This window comes from Alteromonas sp. IB21 (genome assembly GCF_016405965.1).
Taxonomy (GTDB): Bacteria; Pseudomonadota; Gammaproteobacteria; order Enterobacterales; family Alteromonadaceae; genus Alteromonas.
This window is the reverse complement of the sequence record NZ_JAEFCD010000013.1, coordinates 99,645-118,925: the sequence shown is the minus strand read 5'-3', so window position 1 is coordinate 118,925 and position 19,281 is coordinate 99,645. Positions and strand designations below refer to the sequence as shown.

The following is a 19,281-nucleotide window of genomic DNA, read 5'->3' as shown; positions in this document are numbered from 1 at the left end:
AGGCCAGCTACTGGAGCTGGCCTAAAAACTGTCAACCTATCTTAGGACGGGTCAAAGTAAGGCGGTAACATTCAAACTCACAAGGTTTAATACTATGGCTTTTCGTTCGTCTTCATTTTGTTTCACGCCAACGAAAGGTACAATACGTACAAAGACCACAACGAATGATAAATATGGCTTGGCTACAACTTCGAATCGACACATCTTCTGAACACGCTGAATCCATTGGCGATATGCTTACCGCTAACGGCTCACAGGCCGTGACATATGTTGATGCGAAAGATACTCCCATGTACGAACCGAAACCTGGTGAGGTACTGCTGTGGCCCGATACACAGGTTGTCGGCTTATTTGAGGCTGATGCTGATATGAAAAGCATTTTAAAGCGGTTAGGTAAAGCTAAGGTGTTGGGGGAAAATTTTAAATACAAGCTTGAGCCTCTTGAAGACAAAGACTGGGAGCGGGAGTGGATGGACAACTTTCATCCTATGCAGTTTGGCGAGCGATTGTGGATTTGCCCAAGCTGGCGCGATGTTCCAGATCCTAACGCCGTTAATGTGATGCTAGATCCGGGTCTTGCCTTCGGAACAGGAACCCACCCAACCACTGCGCTATGTTTACGCTGGCTAGACGGCATAGATATGACCGGCAAAACAGTCGTCGATTTTGGCTGTGGTTCGGGAATTTTAGCGTTGGCTGCATTAAAGCTTGGCGCTACGCGTGTTATCGGTATTGATATCGATCCGCAAGCACTTCAAGCGACAAAAGAAAATGCGCGTCGCAATGGTGTTGAAGACCGCCTAGATGTGTATCTTCCTGAAGATCAACCTGAACTTGAAGCTGACGTGGTAATGGCGAATATATTGTCAGGCCCTTTATTAGAACTTCAAAGCGTTATCACAGGCTACTGCAAATCAGACGGTTTGTTAGTCCTTTCCGGCATTCTTGCTGAACAAGTCACTCGAATAGAAGAGGCTTATTCGAAAGACATAGAACTTGAACTAAGCGCCATTGATGGTGAGTGGGCAAGAGTGTCTGGTAAAAAACGCTAGGGCGACGAATTAATCGACTGGGAATGCAAAAATTCTGCTTGCCTAGTGCACTAAGCAGATGAAGAAACGCGCACTCAACAGGTAGCCCCTCTAAATAATTGTTAAATTTTTTCACAATACAGCCCTTTTAATACGGGGCCTGTAAGACTTTCGTACAATAATTGCGCTAAAAAATAGTGCTAGCTTACTAATGTGACAGTTTTTTTTCACTGTCAATACCAGGAAGTGAAATTTTGTGTGATTTTTAGCCTTTTCAAGCATTGCGAAAACACGTACACTTAGCGCCCCGTTTTAGCCGGGTGTATAATTTCTGTGCAGTTTTAGATGGCGAGCTATACATTTTACGATGCGAATTGGACCTTACGAGTTAGAAAACAATTTGATGTTAGCCCCCATGGCTGGCGTAACAGACAGACCGTTTCGTCAACTCTGTAAGCGCTTGGGCGCTGGTCTTGTTGTTTCTGAGATGCTTTCGAGTAATCCGAAAGTTTGGAATACAGCAAAATCACAAGCGCGCATGAACCATGAGGGTGAAGAAGGCATTCGCTCTGTACAGATTGCTGGGGCTGATCCTGAGCTTATGGCTCAAGCAGCACAATTTAATGTTGAGAACGGTGCGCAAATCATCGATATCAACATGGGTTGTCCTGCCAAGAAGGTCAATAAGAAGCTTGCAGGTTCTGCGTTGCTTCAATACCCAGACACAGTGGAAGCGATTATTAAAGCAGTAGTTAATGCTGTGGACGTACCCGTGACACTGAAAATTCGTACCGGCTGGAACCCAGAAAATCGCAATGGGGTAGACATTGCCCGCATTGCAGAGCAAAACGGCATACAGTCGCTTGCGGTTCACGGCAGAACGCGAGCTTGTATGTATAGAGGGGAAGCAGAATACGACACCATACGTCAGATAAAGGCGGCAATATCAATTCCTGTTATTGCAAATGGTGACATTACTTCCCCAGAGAAAGCACAAGAGGTGCTGAATTACACCGGTGCAGATGGCGTAATGATAGGCCGCGGCGCGCAAGGTAAGCCTTGGATATTTAAACAGATCCAACATTATCTTGAAACGGGCGAGAACCTAGCACCACCGCCGCTGTCAGAGCTGTATAAGCTTTTGCACGAGCATGTAGCCAATGTGCAGGACTTTTATGGTGATATAGCCGGTGTAAGAATTGCCCGTAAGCACGTGGGCTGGTATCTCGCGGAGCACGATACGGATCGTCAGTTTCGTAAAACGTTTAACGCTATCGATGATGCGAATGAGCAACTCGATGCACTAAATGCATATTTTCAAGCGCTGCAGACACGAGAAACCCGACAGATTTCTCCCGCAGCATAGTGATGACTAACTTAAGAGCAACACAGTATTATGTTCGATCAAAACGTGACTTCACCTTTTACTACTACAGTAACTACGCCTTCACAAACGCAAGCGCAAAAGCCTTTGCGTGACTCTGTAAAGCAAGCGGTTAATAAGTACCTTAAGCAACTGGATAACGCAAACATCGACAACCTGTACGAAATGGTACTGGCTGAAGTAGAAGCGCCGCTTCTAGAAGAAGTCATGACTTACACTCGCGGCAATCAAACCCGCGCGGCCATCATGATGGGCATCAACCGTGGCACACTTCGCAAGAAGCTAAAGCAATACGGCATGAACTAAGATTCCAAGGGCTTTGCCCATCAAAGAGCACCAATCGGTGCTCTTTTTGTTTCAACACTACAACATTAGAAACTAAAATTTATGCAAACACCAAAACCCATTAAACGTGCTCTCCTTAGTGTCTCTGATAAAACAGGTATCCTTGATTTCGCGACAGCGCTGCATAACGCTGGCGTAGAACTTCTGTCGACAGGTGGTACCGCAAAACTTTTAGCTGAAGCTGGCTTACCGGTGAAGGAAGTCTCTGATCACACAGGTCATCCAGAAATAATGGCCGGTCGTGTTAAAACCCTTCATCCAAAAATTCATGGCGGTATTCTTGCTCGCCGTGGTGTTGACGAAGCGGTGATGGAAGAAAACAACATTGCGCCTATCGATTTAGTGGTTGTGAACCTCTATCCGTTTGCTGCAACCGTGGCAAATGAAGACTGCACGCTTGAAGATGCGATTGAAAATATCGATATCGGCGGACCAACCATGGTACGTGCTGCTGCGAAAAACCATAAAGATGTGACTATCGTGGTTAATGCGTCTGACTACTCTCGCGTACTTGCTGAAATGAACGACAACAATGGCTCGCTAACGTATAACACGCGTTTTGACTTGGCCATTAAAGCGTTTGAGCATACCGCTGAATACGACGGCATGATTGCAAACTACTTCGGTGCACGTTTAGACAGCACGGGTTGTGAAGCTGATTGTGATCACCAGCACAGTGAATTCCCGCGAACTTTCAATATGCAGCTGACGAAGAAGCAAGACTTACGCTACGGTGAAAACAGCCACCAAGAAGCAGCGTTCTACGTTGAAAACAACATTCAGGAAGCGTCGGTTGCTACAGCGACTCAGCTGCAAGGTAAAGAGCTGTCGTTCAACAACATCGCTGATACCGATGCAGCGCTAGAATGCGTGAAAGAATTCGAAGAGCCAGCTTGCGTTATCGTTAAGCACGCTAATCCTTGTGGCGTAGCTATTGGCGAAGATATCCTAAGTGCCTACGATCGTGCGTTTAAAACAGACCCAACATCAGCATTTGGCGGCATTATTGCGTTTAACCGCGAGCTTGATGCAAAGACAGCACAAGCAATTGTTGACCGTCAATTTGTAGAAGTGATCATTGCACCAACCGTAAGCGATGAAGCGAAAGAAGTAGTAAGCGCAAAGAAAAACGTGCGCCTTCTTGCCTGTGGCGACTGGGCAGGCCAGCTTACTGAAGGTTATGACTTTAAACGTGTAAACGGCGGATTGTTAGTGCAAGAGCGCGACTTCGGCATGGTTGAAATGGAAGACCTAGAAGTTGTGACTAAGCGCAAGCCAAGCGAAGACGAACTACGCGACCTTATGTTCTGCTGGAAAGTCGCAAAATACGTGAAGTCTAACGCGATTGTTTACTGCAAAGACGGCATGACAGTAGGCGTAGGCGCAGGCCAAATGAGCCGCGTGTATTCTGCAAAGATTGCGGGTATTAAAGCAGCCGACGAGAACCTTGAAGTGGCAGGCTCTGTCATGGCATCTGACGCATTCTTCCCATTCCGTGACGGCATTGACGCTGCTGCTGAGGCGGGTATTAAAGCGGTCATCCAGCCTGGCGGCTCTATGCGTGACCAAGAAGTGATTGATGCAGCTGACGAACACGGTATTGCTATGGTGTTCACGGGTATGCGCCACTTCCGTCACTAATAAGCATTTACACAACAGCTTATAGTGCAGGCTTAGTGAGGGAAACCAACAACTAAGTTAAACACGCAGTAAAGTAGCATTTTGCTACTTTACTGCGTGCTTGTCGTTTTCCTTTAATCCTTTTATTACGCATGTTTTATCTCATTTGCATGGCTAAAGTGAACACTATAGCTAAGCGACAGAGTTGCGACATAGTCGCGAATTTCTCTGCTAAGGCGTAAGTGCAATTAAGGGTTAGCTGATAGGCTTGATCTAACCTGTGGTAATTTGTAGTAAATATGTTACCAATAAATGTTATGTTATTCGCCTACCCTCGACAGAAAAAGGAAATAAGAATGAAAAAGTTAGCCCAACTTGTGTTAGCCGCAACACTTGGTGTAACAGCAACTTATGCTAGTGCTGATGCTATTTCTGACGCCGTGATGAGCGACATCCGCTCTGACAACGCAAAAGTGCGCGACGAATACCGCAACCCGCAACAAACCTTGCGTTTCTTTGGCCTACAGCCAGACATGACCGTTGTTGAAATCTCTCCAGGCGGTGGTTGGTATGCCGACATTCTTTATTCTGTTGTAAAAGAAAACGGTAAGTATGTTGCTGCGCATTTCTATGTTGATGAAGAAACCAGCGGCTACTACAAAAAGTCGGTTGAAGGTTTCAAAGAACAAATGAAACCGGGCATGAAATACGAAGGTGCTGAGCTTACGGCATTTGATCCAGTTAAAGCGTTAGATATTGGCGAAGCTGGCAGTGCTGATATGGTGCTAACCTTTCGCAACGTACACAACTGGTATATGCGCCACGGTGACGAGGGCATCGACAACGCGTTTGGTGCTTTCTTTAAAGCACTTAAGCCAGGTGGCGTACTGGGCGTAGTGGAACATGAGCTACCTGAAAGTGCAGACGATGAAGCGATGAAGAAAAGTGGCTACATGAAGCGTTCTTATGTTGTGGCTGCCGCACAAAAAGCAGGTTTTGTACTTGAAGCAAGTAGCGATGTAAACGCAAACCCAATGGACACAGCAGACCACCCGAAAGGTGTGTGGACGCTACCTCCGCGTTTGGCGCTAGACGACCAAGACCGTGGAAAATACATGGCGATTGGCGAGAGCAATCGCATGACGCTAAAATTCACCAAACCAAAATCATAATATTAAACACTCAAAACGGAACAGTTAATGAACGTACTTGTAATTGGCGGCGGTGGCCGCGAACACGCGTTAGCGTTTAAAGCAGCGCAGTCTTCTGATGTTTCAACAGTATTTGTAGCACCTGGTAATGCCGGCACCGCTACAGAGCCAAAGCTTGAGAACGTAGCGATTGATGTAAACGACATCGCGGGCTTGGTGTCTTTTGCGCAAGGCAATGATGTTGCGCTTACTATTGTAGGCCCAGAAGCGCCGCTAGTTGCAGGTGTAGTAGATGCGTTCACTAACGCGGGTTTAATGATTTTTGGCCCCACTCAAGCTGCTGCGCAGCTTGAGGGCTCGAAGGCCTTTACCAAAGACTTCTTGGCTCGCCACAGTATTCCTACGGCTGAGTATCAAAACTTCACGGAAATTGACCCTGCGATTGCCTATGTTCGCGAAAAGGGCGCACCTATTGTGGTTAAAGCCGACGGCCTAGCTGCCGGTAAAGGTGTTATCGTTGCCATGACACTTGAAGAAGCCGAAGAAGCTATTCGCGATATGCTAGCGGGCAACGCGTTTGGCGAAGCGGGCAGCCGCGTAGTTGTTGAAGAGTTTTTAGACGGTGAAGAAGCATCGTTTATTGTAATGGTAGACGGTAAGAACGTACTGCCTTTTGCCACCAGCCAAGACCACAAACGTGCGGCTGACGGCGACAAAGGCCCAAACACAGGTGGTATGGGTGCGTATTCACCGGCTCCGGTTGTAACACCAGAAATCCACGACCGTATTATGCAAGAAGTGATTATGCCAACAGTGAATGGCATGGCCGCCGAAGGCAACGACTACGTAGGTTTCCTGTACGCTGGGCTGATGATCATGGCAGATGGCACACCTAAGGTGATTGAGTACAACTGCCGCTTTGGCGACCCGGAAACCCAGCCGATTATGCTCCGCCTAAAATCTGACTTAGTGCCGCTTTGCCAAGCTGCTTGTAAAGGCGAACTTGCAGGTAAAACCATTGAATTTGATGAGCGCGCATCGGTAGGTGTTGTGCTTGCCGCGGGCGGCTATCCAGGTAGCTACAACAAAGGCGACGTCATTACCGGCTTCGACGAGGCGGCTAAACTAGACGGTAAAGTATTTCATGCTGGTACTGCACTTCAAGATGGCGAAGTTGTTACAGCAGGTGGACGCGTACTTTGCGCGACAGCGTTAGGCAACAACGTAACCGAAGCTCAGCAAAAAGCCTACGAACTGCTAAAAAACATTCAGTTTAAAGATGTGTACTACCGCACTGATATCGCGCACCGCGCGATTTCAAGAGAGTCTCAAGCGAAATAGATAGAACATAAACATACCTCACTAAAAACGCGGCTCAATGCCGCGTTTTTTTGTATTGTATTCAGTTGAGTAAAGTACTTTATACCAGTCGGCATAAATAATTACCTACTCAAAAAATATCACTACTTAGTCAACACAATTTTCCCAAATACCGACGCATCCTTATACCCCAAGTTTTTATCACCATTCACTGGGGTAATCTCGTGGGAACCCAAAAAATGCTCTCTATCGCCGCCATCGGCGTCGCAGTAGGCCAGCATAAAGCCCAGCGTCATGCCTTCTTTTAAGATTACTGGTAAATTATCTTTTCCATGCTGATAGCTGTCATCGAACACACGTACTGCCGCTTCCCAATACACCTTATGGGGTTCCAATGCTTCTCGCTGCCATTTGTTCATAACATGGTCGTTGTAGCGTTGTGGTACCGCCTCTCCTGCTTCATTTGGGCCTATATCAATGACCTGGTTATCAAGCGCCAAGTGATATGCAAACGCATTGTAGTTATTGAGATGATCGCCACCAGAGGCATCTGCATCAATAAAAATTTCTAGGCAATCATCATCCCAATAACGCTCAAGTGGGTTGGCATAGGTATCTGAAAGGTGGTCATCTTGTATTTCCGCCAACAGATACAACGCGCTGTCGTTCCAACGCAGTTTATATCTACCAGAAAAATCGTTGGGCTCAGGTGAAGTCCCCCACATGAGTGAGGTCATGTCGTGCCAATCTTCTCCTTCCCATGCTGCATCGGTTGCTAAACCATCAATAAGAGGCGGAGTAGATATAAAAAGCACGCTGTCCGACTTCGCTATCGCTAAGGGTACAAACATCGCTACGAGGAGTGCCGGTGCGATTGCAGTTACTAGAGATTTTGTACTTTTCAATTAAGCATGCTCTTAAATTTGATGGCTAATAATTAAAACTAACACGTTTTTAGATTAAGCACGCCAGAATTAGCTCTCAGCAGGGCTCCCTTCTCATTAGAAGAATTACCAATTTACTGCTGTAATTGGTATAAGACATTTATCTCTATCTAATCAACGCCTATATGTCATTTAGAAACGCGTGCTACCACATCCTCGCTCCTGCTAGCGAAGCTCATGAGTACAAAAAACGCAGCCAGTTGTTTGATGCACTTCTTATCGCGTTAATTATCGTAAATATAGCGGCCATGATGCTAGAGACCGTACCGGGCATCCCTGCTGTTTGGCAGCATGAACTTCACATTATTGAAATAGTGTCGGTACTTATATTCACCATCGAATACATGCTTCGGGTATATAGCAGCGCATCAGGGCCTAACCATCCAGCCCGCGAAGCAACAACACCGTGGAAAAAGCGTTGGGCCTATATAAAAAGCCCAATGGCGCTGGTCGATTTGATGGCGATTTTGCCTTTCTACCTAAGCGTATTCGTGGCCTTTGATTTACGCATTTTACGGATATTTAGGGTACTTCGAATTTTAAAGATTGGCCGCTATTCCCGTTCAATGCAAACCCTTGTCACCGTGTTGCGCAACGAATCTCATAGCCTTATTGCTGCAATCAGCGTACTACTGCTGTTCACCGTCATTGCGGCAACCTGCATTTACTATATTGAGCATACCGCCCAGCCCGACGTCTTCAGTAGTATACCCGCCTCACTATGGTGGGCGCTGGTTACACTCACTACGGTAGGCTATGGCGATGCGGTACCTGTCACGGCGTTAGGCAAGGTATTTGGCGGGCTGATTACCATCATGGGCATTTGCTTTTACGCCTTACCGGCGGGCATTTTGTCTTCCAGCTATACCACCCAAATGCAGCTGAAAAGAGATCGCTTTAAAGACACCGTACGCAGTGTCCTTGATGACGGGAAGCTTAGTGATCACGATGTGCACCACCTTGAACGCGTACGAGCGCTACTTGATTTAGACGAAGAAGAGGCAAAGTTAATTGTGCGCTTATTGCAGCATCATCATAAAAGCGCAGAAGATTGAGGATACGTAAGATTACACAGAGGTGTTTACAGAAAACTGGGCGGCACGAGCCATCATGCCCCCTTGATTCTTAGCGCACATCAGCTTATAACTAGTACCCGTCATTTCCAAAAAGAATTTCTATGTCTGTCAAACACCCTATTATTGCTATAACAGGTTCTTCTGGCGCGGGTACTACCACCACGACCAATGCTATTCGCCATATATTCAGGAACTTAAATGTTAATGCTGCAGTAGTCGGCGGTGATAGCTTCCACCGTTTTACCCGTCCAGAAATGGAAGTAGAAATTCGTAAGGCTCAAGAACAAGGCAGACATATCAGCTACTTTGGCCCCAAAGCCAATGACTTCGAGTTACTCGAGACGCTGTTTAGAGAATACGGAAGTTCAGGTACTGGCCAGTTCAGACAATACCTTCACACGTTTGATGAAGCCGTGCCATTCAATCAAATGCCTGGAACTTTTACTCCCTGGCAAGACTTGCCTAAGAACACCGACTTGTTGTTTTATGAGGGGTTACATGGTGGCGTTAAAACCGAAGAAAATGACGTTGCCAAACATGTAGATTTACTTGTCGGCATGGTGCCTATTGTGAACTTGGAATGGATCCAAAAAATTGTTCGCGACACCACAGACAGAGGTCATTCTCGTGAAGCAGTGATGAGCAGTATTGTGCGCGGGCTTGATGACTACTTTCATTATATTACACCTCAGTTTTCACGAACTCACGTTAATTTCCAGCGCGTCCCTACCGTTGATACTTCAAACCCGTTTAGCGCACGTGAAATTCCAACTCAAGATGAAAGCTTTGTGGTTGTAAGATTTAGACGGGAAATGAAAACCGTAGACTTCCCTTACCTACTGCAAATGATCGACGGTGCATTTATGTCTCGCATCAATACGCTGGTTGTACCCGGCGGAAAAATGGGCCTAGCCATGGAGCTTATCTTAACGCCGCTTCTTGAAGATATTTTGAATAAGAAGCGCAGAGCCGGCCATCAGATGGATTGGCTAAGTAGCGACGAATAAAGCTCAATATACATCCCTTCTATAGGCATATATTTAAAACAGTAAGTCGTAATGACTGAATCCCTGCGCCAATCTAGGTAATTGATTGATGTGTTATCGACCTAGTTTCTAATAAAATAACAGCAGGCCTTATTATGACCGCAATAAAAAGCCAACAAATTTGGGTAGACCAACAAAACCTCGCCACCACCAAAGTGGTTAACTGCGATATAAACACCAATGACTTACAGCAAGATGAAGTCCTGCTTGAAACAGACAGCTTTGGTTTTTCAGCCAATAACATTACCTATGCGGCACTGGGGTTTAAAATGGGCTACTGGGGCTTCTTTCCTGCTAAATATAATAATGACAGCAGCGATACTGGGTTTGGAATAGTCCCTGTATGGGGTTTCGCCACGGTTAAGGCCTCGCGCCATACCGATATCGAAGTAGGTGAAAAAGTGTTTGGATACCTGCCCATGGCAAGCCACTGGGTGATAAAAGCCGGTAAAGTTGCGCCGCATGGTTTCTCTGACGTGCATGAAACACGTAAAAGTATTAGCCCGGTTTACGACCAATACCTTCGCTGTACCGCCGACCCCGGCTACGACGCTAGCCGTGAAGCATGGCAACTCAACTTCAGACCCCTTTATATGACGTCGTTTGTACTCGACGACTATGTTGCTGAGAAAGCGGGCAACAAAATCTTGCTCCTATCGAGTGCCTCAAGTAAAACGGCGTTGGGTACTGCCCAGTTACTTAAAGATCAAAAAATTTCGCGTAAGGCCAGTTACCGCGTAATTGGATTAACTTCCACAGCCAATGTAGATGCGGTTAAAAATTCAGGCTGCTACGATGCCGTGTATAGCTATGATAAATTGTCAGAGCTCAATAGCGATATTGGCAGGGATGCAGAATATTGGCTTCTTGATTTCGCTGCCAACGGTACGCTTATTCATAACTTAGCCAAGCAACTTGATGACCGTTTAAGCGACGTAACATTAATAGGTGCTACCGACTGGAAGGCTCAGGAAAAACCAAATCCGAAGCTGCTTAACGCAGAGATTTTCTTTGCGCCAGCGCGCGTGAAGCTGCGCCAAAGCGAATGGGGGCATGCAGCCTTTTTATCTAAATACGCCGCTGCATGGCAGCGCTTTGCAGCGAAAGTTAGTGGGCAGTTTTTTGAACAAACCCACTGCGGCACCGAGGCCATAGCAAAGTTATATCAAGAAACGCTCAACGGTACAGCACAAGCTAATGCACTTAACCTAGTGACGTTCAATTGATGACGTTCAATTGACACGCCATAAATAGTCCCCCCTTTGTTTTTGAGGGTTTGTACTAAGCTTAGGTAATTTACTCAGAGGCCGAGTTACTTATCGGCCCCTCTCTTTCTAGACACTATTTGTAACAAACATACCGGGCCTTTTACGTTTTTCTCGCTTTTGTATTTCACATCTAGTGGTTATAGTGAAACAAAAGTAAAACGAAAGGTATGAGTATGGGTCAGGAAACCTCTAAAATTCTCGTTGTTGATGATGACATGCGCTTACGCAGCCTGTTAGAGCGTTATCTTTTAGAGCAAGGCTACCAAGTTCGCAGTGCTGCAAACGCAGAACAAATGGATAGATTGCTGGAACGCGAGAATTTCCATTTGATGGTTTTAGATCTCATGTTGCCGGGTGAAGATGGTCTGTCTATATGTCGACGCTTGCGCCAGCACGAAAATGATATGCCCATTATTATGCTTACCGCCAAAGGCGATGAAGTAGACCGTATCATTGGCCTTGAAATGGGTGCAGATGACTATTTGCCTAAGCCTTTTAACCCGCGAGAACTGCTTGCCCGAGCGAAAGCGGTATTACGCAGACGCAGCAGCGAAGCGCCAGGCGCGCCTTCAAAAGACGTGCAAATTATCGAATTTGGCAGTTACAAACTCAACCTCGCTACCCGAGAAATGAGCGCAGGCGATAAGCCCTTAACCCTGACGAGTGGCGAGTTTGCGGTATTAAAATCACTGGTTACGCACCCCCGTGAGCCCTTGTCGCGAGATAAGCTTATGAACTTAGCGCGAGGCCGCGACTACAGTGCGTTAGAACGCAGTATTGACGTTCAGGTTTCGCGCTTACGAAGAATGCTTGAAGAAGACCCTGCCAACCCTCGCTATATACAAACCGTATGGGGGTTGGGCTACGTCTTCGTACCTGATGGCGAACAAGTGTAGTACCTGTGACGGATACGACGGGTACCGCTGTCTTAGCCAGTATGCTTATGAAGTATGTTTACTTATGACACCTAATTGCGCGCTAACATGCCGCCTATACAGGCACTGGCCCAAAACACAGAGTAACGGCATGTTATGCGTTTAATTCCAAAAAGTGCGTTTGGCCAAACCGTCATGCTTATTGGCGTGTTGCTGCTTATTAATCAGATAGTGTCCTACATCTCTGTTACCTACTACTTTATCCAACCAAGCTATCAGCAAATCAATAGCTTGCTAGCAACGCAAGTGAAGTCTGTGCTTGCTAACGATTTACTAGTGACCAATCAAGAAACACGCGACCGATACTTTGAAAAAACGCAGGTACATGTGTTCGATGAAAGCGTGGCTAAAAAAAATGGTTTAGAGAGCGCCGTCTACTACAACTACATCTCATCTCAGGTTAGCGAGCAGCTCAATCTACTTGCAGACGTACGCATTAGCACCACAGGTCAGGCTAGCGACGAAAATGCCCCTTATATTGTTTGGATATCGCTAAACCGCTATCCGGACACATGGATTTCTATTCCTATCTCAGGGCTAAACGAAGCGAATATCTCGCCACTTACTATGTATCTTATGGTTATTGGCATATTAAGTGTGGCAGGTGGATGGTTGTTTGTAAGACGTATGACTCGCCCTTTATCTGCTCTTCAGAAAGCGGCAATTTCTGTGGGTAAAGGTGAGCACCCAGCTCCTCTTCGCGAACAAGGCAGTACCGAAATGATTCAGGTTACTCGCGCGTTTAACCGCATGAATCAGGGCATAAAGCAGCTTGAGAATGACAGAAATATCATGACAGCAGGTATTTCCCACGACTTACGTACGCCACTCACTCGCATTCGCCTTGCCTCGGAAATGCTGCCCGAAGACCAAGATTGGATAAAAGACGGTATTGTGAACGACATTGAAGACATGAACGCTATTATCGATCAGTTCATTGATTATGCGCGTTACGATACCGAAGAAACGACGCAAGAAACCGATTTAAACGCTATTATTGCAGAGCTTGTTCAAGCAAGACACCTTGATGATAAGCATCACATTGACTTAAAGCTTAATACCATTCCCCCCTTGTCATTGAAACGCATTGCGATGAAGCGCGTGCTCGATAACCTGATAGAAAATGCGTTTAAGTATGGCTCGGACAACATCGCCATCAGCAGCTTTTACAATCGCCATGAAAAACGCGTGTATTGCAAGGTTCGAGATTTCGGGCCAGGTATTCCAGATGATGAATTAACTTCGCTTTTCATGCCTTTTGCGCAAGGTGACAAAGCCAGAAATTCTTCTGGCTCTGGGCTGGGTCTCGCTATCATTAGGCGTATTGTCGAGGCCCATGATGGAGAGGTAACCTTGAGAAATCACCCTCAGCAAGGCTTGGTCGCCGAGTTCTATCTGCCCTACTTGGCTGAACTGCCCGACAAAAAATAGAGCGCTTAATACTCACTTATTCAATGGGAGAGTGTTAGACGGGCCTATCGTGGTACTTGATTTTGCGGCTGTAGCCGTATGAAGCTAGCCATAGTAAACATCCGCCTATAGGAATGACCCAAAACGCCGTAGTGAGCGGTGCGAAGTTTGCCCATAGCCCCGTTGAAAATGACGCCACCTGCACGCCGGTAGAGTTGCCAATGATTGCGATCCCAGACAGTACAGGGCCGTTATCGCTGTCGATATTCATGGCGGCAGATAACATTAATGGAAACAGCCCGCCTAATCCAAGCCCCAATAGAAGATTACCCGCGCCAATGCCGTACATACTAGGCATTAGCTTAAGAGCAAATACCCCTGCCAACGAGGCAGTCGCCATTAATACAATTAAGCGGTGCACTGATACAAAGCGAAGCAAAAAAGGAAACGTTAAGCGACTTATTACCATGCCTGCGGTGAAGCAAGCCAGAAGGTTACGAGATTGCTCACCGGTGAATCCTAGACCATTTTGCGCATAGCTAACAAACCAGTTGGCATTACCGAATTCTACCGCCCCATAACCAAAAGAAAGCAGGGCCATAAAAATAAAAACCGGCTGTTTAATAATAACGCCAAATGCTAACGTCTTTTTGGGCGCTTTAGGCTGGCCTTTAAGCACCTTGGCCTGTGAGCGGGCGGCTATAAAAGTATAGCAAGCCAGTAACACCATTACTCCAGCTATAACCTGAATGGGAAGTCGCCAGTTTTGGTCGACCAGATATAACAGGGTTACAAAAAATGAAGCTGCAAAGGTCCCAAGGCTAAACATAAAATCCATCAGCCCCATCATAGTAAAACGCTTTTCGGCATACATTCGCGCTATAAGTGTGTGCCCTATGGTAAAAATGGTCGAGCTCACTACGCCAATGAGTACGGCAAGCACTAAGAACCATTGCCATGATGATAAAACGGACACCATCAGCAGAAGCACGGTGTTTATACTGAACAGGGTGGCTAAAAGAGGCATGTACTCGAAGCGACTGGCATATTTTCCGCCAATCACCGCACCTAACATCATGCCTACAGAGAAGAGGGAGAAAAGCGCCCCACTGACAACCTCAGACATTTGAAGGTCAGCAGCGATATCCGGCAGCAGAATTCCCCATAGCAAAAATAATTTACCGATTAAGAAAAAACCGGCAAAGATAACAATAGTGGCGGGAAGTCGGCTCATTTAGGCTCCATGGTTGATATCAGTGCAGATACATCGGATATAGACGAAAGGGCACAGCGTAGAGGTGCGCCCTTAACCACAACGTGAACCCTTACGGAAACTGACTTTTCGTATACCCTAGTCAGTACCGTTAATTATCACATAATCACTACCTCTACAGATTGCTGATAGTCGCATGAAAATGCAAGTGAAAGCGTTTTCCCTTTTTCATCCCACATTGCCGGTACACTATTACCATCAATTGAAACGCTTTGTGGTTTATCCCTTAAACCATGTATTACGTAGGTGATATTTCGTTGTTTGGGCATACCAATATAGCTACCCTCGCTATCAAGCGTTAGGGTTAAAGCAGCGTTTTCATCTACAGACGAACGAACATGTAGCTTTGTGTACAAGCCTTTTTCAACAGACGCGGGGTTTTTGCCATCATCCTCGTAATAAGTATAGGAAGATGAATCTACAGAGTTATCGTGCCAGTAATGCATGTCTATTTGTCGGACATCAAACTGCTCAGTGCGTTTTAACCCTTTAACCATCGGCATAAAGCTTCCCGCTTTTACCCACACAGGAAAGTTATCTTGGGTTAATGAGTAATCAACAGTTTGACCACCTTGGTAGCGCGTATCAGAGAAAAAGTCGAACCACACGCCTTCAGGAAGGGCTGTCGGCCATTGGGTCTGATCAGGGCTAGTCACCGGTGACACTAACAGCGCATCACCCCACAAATAACTTTCAGCATTCTCAAACCAATCGTTTTCACCATACGCCATCGCTAACGGGCGCATTAGTGGCGTGCCATAAAGCGCATTTTCAAAGGCCAGTGAATAGTTATACGGCAGCATGTCGTAGCGAAGCTGGATAAACTTGCGCGCAATAGACTTTACCGGGTCGTCATGGAAAACTGGCTCTGGCGCAATATTATCTTGAGCATGAGGCCTAAACACCGGTGAAAAAGTGCCGAACTGAAGCCATCGCGTATAAAGCTCTGCATTAAGGGTTTCGCCTCCAGCAAATCCACCTAAGTCTGAGTGGGTGTAAGCCAAACCAAAAACACTCATTTGAAGTGCCAACTCTACCTGAGGTTTAAGTCCGTCCCAGCTTCGACTCACATCCCCCGTCCAGGGCACCATACCGTAACGCTGGCTGCTCAAAAAGCCTGAACGCATGAGAACAAACGGGCGCGTATCAGGTTGGAGCTCGGTTAAATTGTTATACACGGTTTTCGCCCACTGATGACCATAACCGTTATGCACTTCGGCACCGCTCACCGTCTTATCACCAAGACCTGCGTTGCTCCAGGTGTGCTGAATATCATCAGGATGAACCTCCGGCTCACCTAAATCGCCCCACCAGCCAGCAACGCCCTGTGCGGCTAGCTTTTCATAATATTGCCAAAACCAGTCTTGGCCCGCGTCACTGAACACATCAACAAGGCCGGTATTGCCAAAGTAAAAGTCAAAGGTATACGGCGTACCATTATCGTTTAGAGCAAGGGCATCATTGGCAACGGCGCTCTCCCATTGCTTTGACGTCGTCAGAATAAACGGTTCTGTTATGAGCACGGTTTTTACGTCTTGATTGCGAAGTTCACTCATCATTTTCTCTGGTTCGGGAAACGTCTCACTGTCCCAACTCAAGTTACCCATATGACCCTGAATGTCTTTACCAAACCAGTATAAATCCAGCACTACAGCGTCAACGGGAATATCTTGCGTATTAAAAGCATCGACTACGCTTGTGACTTCATCTTGCGATTTATAACCGAAACGAGACGCGAAGTTACCCAATAGCCAGCGCGGAGGTAGAGGCTGTTTGCCCGTTACCGCAACAGTAGATTGCACAGTATCAGACAAGCTTTCACCCAATACCATGATGTAGCTGGCGCGACCACCTTGTGCAGTAAATAAAAGTTCATCAGGTGTGCTGCTGCCTATATCAAGCTGACCGGAGGCGGTGTTATCAAAAAGCACGCTATAGTGTTTAGAAGACATCACCGCGGATAAGCCAAAATACATCTGATTCGATGACGTGGTATAACCATAATGGGCCTTGTTATAAAGCGGCATAATGTTACCGCGACGGTCCATACCCAGTATGCGCTGGCCACCGCCATAGAGCTTTTCGCTTTCATCAAGAGTAAACGACAAGCGTACACTGTCATTGGTAATAGAAAGGCCGTCGCGCTCTTTAGCAACCACTTCCCCGTTTAACGCATAACTTATGACGTGACTTTGCTTGTCGATACTTGCAGTAACCTTGTTATAGGCCAGTGTGATAGCGTTAGGTGTCTCAGACACATCGACATCAAGTCCATTGATTTCCGCTTCTGCTGGCAATGCCATAGATGGTAAATTCAAATAAGACTTACCGTTGTCATCCGTTAAGAAAACAACCTGAAAGCTTTTATTGCCGAGCGCCGTTATCGTAAAATCATTGGTATTGGTATCCACGTGAAGGGTGTTCCCTTCTAATGAGAACTGCTCGACTTCAGCCAGCGTATTGCCTGACGCCAACGTCAAAACGGAAAAAGCCGCCAATAAACTGCGGGGTAGCGCCGTACTCACGATGGTTGATAAAACGGAACGCCTAAATCTTGTTGTCATGCTAAAACCTTCATTTCGTTTCAGCATTAAGCAACCGCTGCTCACACTGAAAGCCCTATATGTTAATTAAATGATAACGGCAGGCGATGCTGACTTAAATAAACATACGTATTCATTGCGTGAAAAATGCAAGCTGGCGAGCGTATTAAATGATCAGACATAAAAAAGCCCGCAACACGGTGCGGGCAAAACATCAATCACGTTGAGTGTGATGAACGTTGGGAAGGGGCGAACGAGGTATTAGTTACCCGGCCCGGCTTTAACGATAGTGTCGCTAACGTCGTACTTTTTAAAGTTTTGTTTAAAGTCGTTCACCAAGTTAGCGGCGTACTCGTTGTATTTTTCTTTGTCAGCCCACGTGTTTTGCGGCACAAGCAGGTTACTATCTACGCCTTCAATGGACACAGGTACATCAAGGTTTAGCGCATCAATATGCTGGGTTTCTACATCAGCCAAACTGCCAGATACAATTGCATCGATAATGGCGCGGGTAGTGGGAATGTCAAAGCGACTGCCCGTACCGTAAGGGCCGCCGGTCCAACCGGTATTAACTAAGTAAACCTTTGCACCAAACGCTTTAACGCGCTTGATAAGAAGTTCTGCATACACGCCTGCTGGGCGCGGGAAGAAAGGCGCACCAAAACAGGTTGAGAAGGTTGATTCGATATCGCTAGTAGAACCAATTTCAGTAGACCCTACTTTCGCTGTGTAACCACTCAGGAAGTGATAGGCCGCAGCCTCTTCACTTAACACTGAAACAGGAGGCAATACGCCACTTACGTCACAGGTCAAAAATACCACTGAGCGCGGCTCACCGCCTCGGTTCTCTTCAACACGCTTTTCAATATGAGAAAGCGGATAGGCCGCACGTGAATTTTGAGTTAAAGAGGTATCGGTATAGTCTGGCGTGCGCGTTTCATCAAGCACAACGTTTTCTAATATCGTACCAAACTTGATAGCGTTCCAAATTACCGGCTCGTTCTTTTGAGAAAGATCGATACATTTAGCATAGCAACCGCCTTCAATATTAAATACGCTGCCTGGCGCCCAGCCGTGCTCATCATCGCCAATTAAGAAGCGCTTAGGATCGGCTGAAAGGGTAGTTTTACCTGTGCCTGAAAGGCCGAAGAACAAGGTCACATCGCCTTCTTCGCCCACGTTGGCAGAGCAGTGCATAGGTAGCACATCTTTTGCTGGAAGCAGGAAGTTTTGCACTGAGAACATGGCTTTTTTCATTTCACCTGCGTAACGCATGCCCGCAAGCAATACACGCTTTTTAGCGAAATTAATGATAACTGTGCCGTCGCTGTTTGTGCCGTCACGCTCTGGTTCGCAAGTGAAACCAGGAACGTTTAAGATTTGCCAAGGCTGGTCGCCTTTCACGTTCCACTGTTCTGGAATAATAAATAAATTACGAGCAAACACGTGCTGCCAAGCAGTTTGCGTTCTTACTTCAAGAGATAACGCGTGCTCAGGGTCTGAACCCACCTGAAGGTGTGAAAGGAAGTGTTCTTGTGTTGAAAGATACGCCTCTACTCTGTCCCACAGCGCATCGAACTTGTCAGCATCAAAAGGCTTGTTTACCTTGCCCCAATCGATATCGTTTTCGGTCGTTGGCTCTTTCACGATAAAACGATCGTTTGGAGAGCGACCAGTACGTTTGCCGGTTTCGACGACAAGGGCGCCGTTTTTATCTAATACACCTTCGCCGCGCAATACAGCGCGTTCGATAAGTTCTGCGTTAGGCAGATCAGTGAGTGGCGTTACTTTCAGTTCCGTTTGAATTGAGGCTGCTGCGGTCATGGCTGTTACCCTATATGTAATTTTTCAAAAGTACTTTCAAAAAAGTATCACCTCTTCGATTGTAATGTAAACAAGGCCTAACGCGCATTTTTAAAAAGTATAATCACTATA

15 protein-coding genes are annotated in these 19,281 nt (G+C 46.4%); 11 read left to right on the top strand and 4 right to left on the bottom strand.

All coding sequences use genetic code 11. The annotated features are described in order from the left end of the window. The first annotated feature begins 173 nt into the window (after positions 1 to 173). The 6 genes from prmA (at position 174) to purD (ending at position 6,872) form a co-directional block, all read left to right on the top strand. Positions 174 to 1,052 (top strand): 50S ribosomal protein L11 methyltransferase, encoded by an 879-nt coding sequence (prmA, locus tag JC525_RS10860; RefSeq protein WP_198815859.1) that lies wholly within the window; start codon positions 174 to 176, stop codon positions 1,050 to 1,052. 346 nt (positions 1,053 to 1,398) lie between these two features. After that, on the top strand, positions 1,399 to 2,397 hold the full coding sequence (gene dusB, locus JC525_RS10855) for a tRNA dihydrouridine synthase DusB (protein ID WP_105932526.1): 999 nt from the start codon (positions 1,399 to 1,401) through the stop codon (positions 2,395 to 2,397). A 30-nt stretch (positions 2,398 to 2,427) separates the two neighbouring features. Beyond that, on the top strand, positions 2,428 to 2,721 hold the full coding sequence (gene fis / locus JC525_RS10850; protein ID WP_012520109.1) for a DNA-binding transcriptional regulator Fis: 294 nt from the start codon (positions 2,428 to 2,430) through the stop codon (positions 2,719 to 2,721). An 81-nt stretch (positions 2,722 to 2,802) separates the two neighbouring features. Further along, positions 2,803 to 4,401, top strand: a complete 1,599-nt coding sequence (gene purH, locus JC525_RS10845) for a bifunctional phosphoribosylaminoimidazolecarboxamide formyltransferase/IMP cyclohydrolase (protein ID WP_198815858.1) — start codon at positions 2,803 to 2,805, stop codon at positions 4,399 to 4,401. A gap of 335 nt (positions 4,402 to 4,736) precedes the next feature. Continuing rightward, positions 4,737 to 5,552 (top strand): class I SAM-dependent methyltransferase, encoded by an 816-nt coding sequence (locus JC525_RS10840; protein WP_198815857.1) that lies wholly within the window; start codon positions 4,737 to 4,739, stop codon positions 5,550 to 5,552. Positions 5,553 to 5,579: 27 nt separating this feature from the next. After that, positions 5,580 to 6,872 carry a phosphoribosylamine--glycine ligase gene (gene purD / locus JC525_RS10835; RefSeq protein WP_198815856.1) on the top strand — a complete coding sequence of 431 codons (1,293 nt, stop codon included), beginning with the start codon at positions 5,580 to 5,582 and terminating at the stop codon, positions 6,870 to 6,872. Between the two features lie 122 nt (positions 6,873 to 6,994). Here the strand turns inward: purD and JC525_RS10830 are convergent, their stop codons facing one another. Beyond that, a complete protein-coding gene (locus JC525_RS10830; protein WP_198815855.1) occupies positions 6,995 to 7,756 on the bottom strand; it encodes a sugar-binding protein in 762 nt (253 codons plus the stop codon). Between the two features lie 164 nt (positions 7,757 to 7,920). Between JC525_RS10830 and JC525_RS10825 the strand changes: the two genes are divergently transcribed. From JC525_RS10825 to envZ, 5 genes are all read left to right on the top strand, one after another. Continuing rightward, on the top strand, positions 7,921 to 8,850 hold the full coding sequence (locus JC525_RS10825; protein ID WP_198815854.1) for an ion transporter: 930 nt from the start codon (positions 7,921 to 7,923) through the stop codon (positions 8,848 to 8,850). 122 nt (positions 8,851 to 8,972) lie between these two features. Beyond that, positions 8,973 to 9,878 carry a phosphoribulokinase gene (locus JC525_RS10820; protein WP_198815853.1) on the top strand — a complete coding sequence of 302 codons (906 nt, stop codon included), beginning with the start codon at positions 8,973 to 8,975 and terminating at the stop codon, positions 9,876 to 9,878. Between the two features lie 134 nt (positions 9,879 to 10,012). After that, positions 10,013 to 11,143 (top strand): DUF2855 family protein, encoded by a 1,131-nt coding sequence (locus JC525_RS10815; RefSeq protein WP_198815852.1) that lies wholly within the window; start codon positions 10,013 to 10,015, stop codon positions 11,141 to 11,143. A gap of 215 nt (positions 11,144 to 11,358) precedes the next feature. Continuing rightward, positions 11,359 to 12,081, top strand: a complete 723-nt coding sequence (gene ompR / locus JC525_RS10810) for an osmolarity response regulator transcription factor OmpR (RefSeq protein WP_269822350.1) — start codon at positions 11,359 to 11,361, stop codon at positions 12,079 to 12,081. 135 nt (positions 12,082 to 12,216) lie between these two features. After that, the gene (gene envZ / locus JC525_RS10805; RefSeq protein WP_198815850.1) at positions 12,217 to 13,551 is read left to right on the top strand and encodes a two-component system sensor histidine kinase EnvZ; all 1,335 of its coding nucleotides are present in this window, start codon (positions 12,217 to 12,219) and stop codon (positions 13,549 to 13,551) included. A 34-nt stretch (positions 13,552 to 13,585) separates the two neighbouring features. Here envZ and JC525_RS10800 read toward each other — a convergent pair whose 3' ends face one another. The 3 genes from JC525_RS10800 to JC525_RS10790 all read right to left on the bottom strand — a co-directional run bounded on the left by JC525_RS10800 (position 13,586) and on the right by JC525_RS10790 (position 19,170). After that, on the bottom strand, positions 13,586 to 14,764 hold the full coding sequence (locus tag JC525_RS10800; RefSeq protein ID WP_198815849.1) for an MFS transporter: 1,179 nt from the start codon (positions 14,762 to 14,764) through the stop codon (positions 13,586 to 13,588). Between the two features lie 137 nt (positions 14,765 to 14,901). Further along, a complete protein-coding gene (locus JC525_RS10795) occupies positions 14,902 to 17,367 on the bottom strand; it encodes a TIM-barrel domain-containing protein (RefSeq protein ID WP_198815848.1) in 2,466 nt (821 codons plus the stop codon). Between the two features lie 240 nt (positions 17,368 to 17,607). Then, positions 17,608 to 19,170: a phosphoenolpyruvate carboxykinase gene (locus JC525_RS10790; protein ID WP_198815847.1), complete on the bottom strand. Its 1,563-nt coding sequence runs from the start codon at positions 19,168 to 19,170 to the stop codon at positions 17,608 to 17,610. Between the last annotated feature and the right edge of the window lie 111 nt (positions 19,171 to 19,281).

Excerpts from the sequence above, each read along its gene's own strand:
- prmA (WP_198815859.1), top strand. The coding sequence starts at position 174 with ATGGCTTGGCTACAACTTCGAATCGACACATCTTCTGAACACGCTGAA.
- dusB (WP_105932526.1), top strand. The coding sequence starts at position 1,399 with ATGCGAATTGGACCTTACGAGTTAGAAAACAATTTGATGTTAGCCCCC.
- fis (WP_012520109.1), top strand. The coding sequence starts at position 2,428 with ATGTTCGATCAAAACGTGACTTCACCTTTTACTACTACAGTAACTACG.
- purH (WP_198815858.1), top strand. The coding sequence starts at position 2,803 with ATGCAAACACCAAAACCCATTAAACGTGCTCTCCTTAGTGTCTCTGAT.
- JC525_RS10840 (WP_198815857.1), top strand. The coding sequence starts at position 4,737 with ATGAAAAAGTTAGCCCAACTTGTGTTAGCCGCAACACTTGGTGTAACA.
- purD (WP_198815856.1), top strand. The coding sequence starts at position 5,580 with ATGAACGTACTTGTAATTGGCGGCGGTGGCCGCGAACACGCGTTAGCG.
- JC525_RS10825 (WP_198815854.1), top strand. The coding sequence starts at position 7,921 with ATGTCATTTAGAAACGCGTGCTACCACATCCTCGCTCCTGCTAGCGAA.
- JC525_RS10820 (WP_198815853.1), top strand. The coding sequence starts at position 8,973 with ATGTCTGTCAAACACCCTATTATTGCTATAACAGGTTCTTCTGGCGCG.
- JC525_RS10815 (WP_198815852.1), top strand. The coding sequence starts at position 10,013 with ATGACCGCAATAAAAAGCCAACAAATTTGGGTAGACCAACAAAACCTC.
- ompR (WP_269822350.1), top strand. The coding sequence starts at position 11,359 with ATGGGTCAGGAAACCTCTAAAATTCTCGTTGTTGATGATGACATGCGC.
- envZ (WP_198815850.1), top strand. The coding sequence starts at position 12,217 with ATGCGTTTAATTCCAAAAAGTGCGTTTGGCCAAACCGTCATGCTTATT.
- JC525_RS10800 (WP_198815849.1), bottom strand. The coding sequence starts at position 14,764 with ATGAGCCGACTTCCCGCCACTATTGTTATCTTTGCCGGTTTTTTCTTA.
- JC525_RS10795 (WP_198815848.1), bottom strand. The coding sequence starts at position 17,367 with ATGACAACAAGATTTAGGCGTTCCGTTTTATCAACCATCGTGAGTACG.
- JC525_RS10790 (WP_198815847.1), bottom strand. The coding sequence starts at position 19,170 with ATGACCGCAGCAGCCTCAATTCAAACGGAACTGAAAGTAACGCCACTC.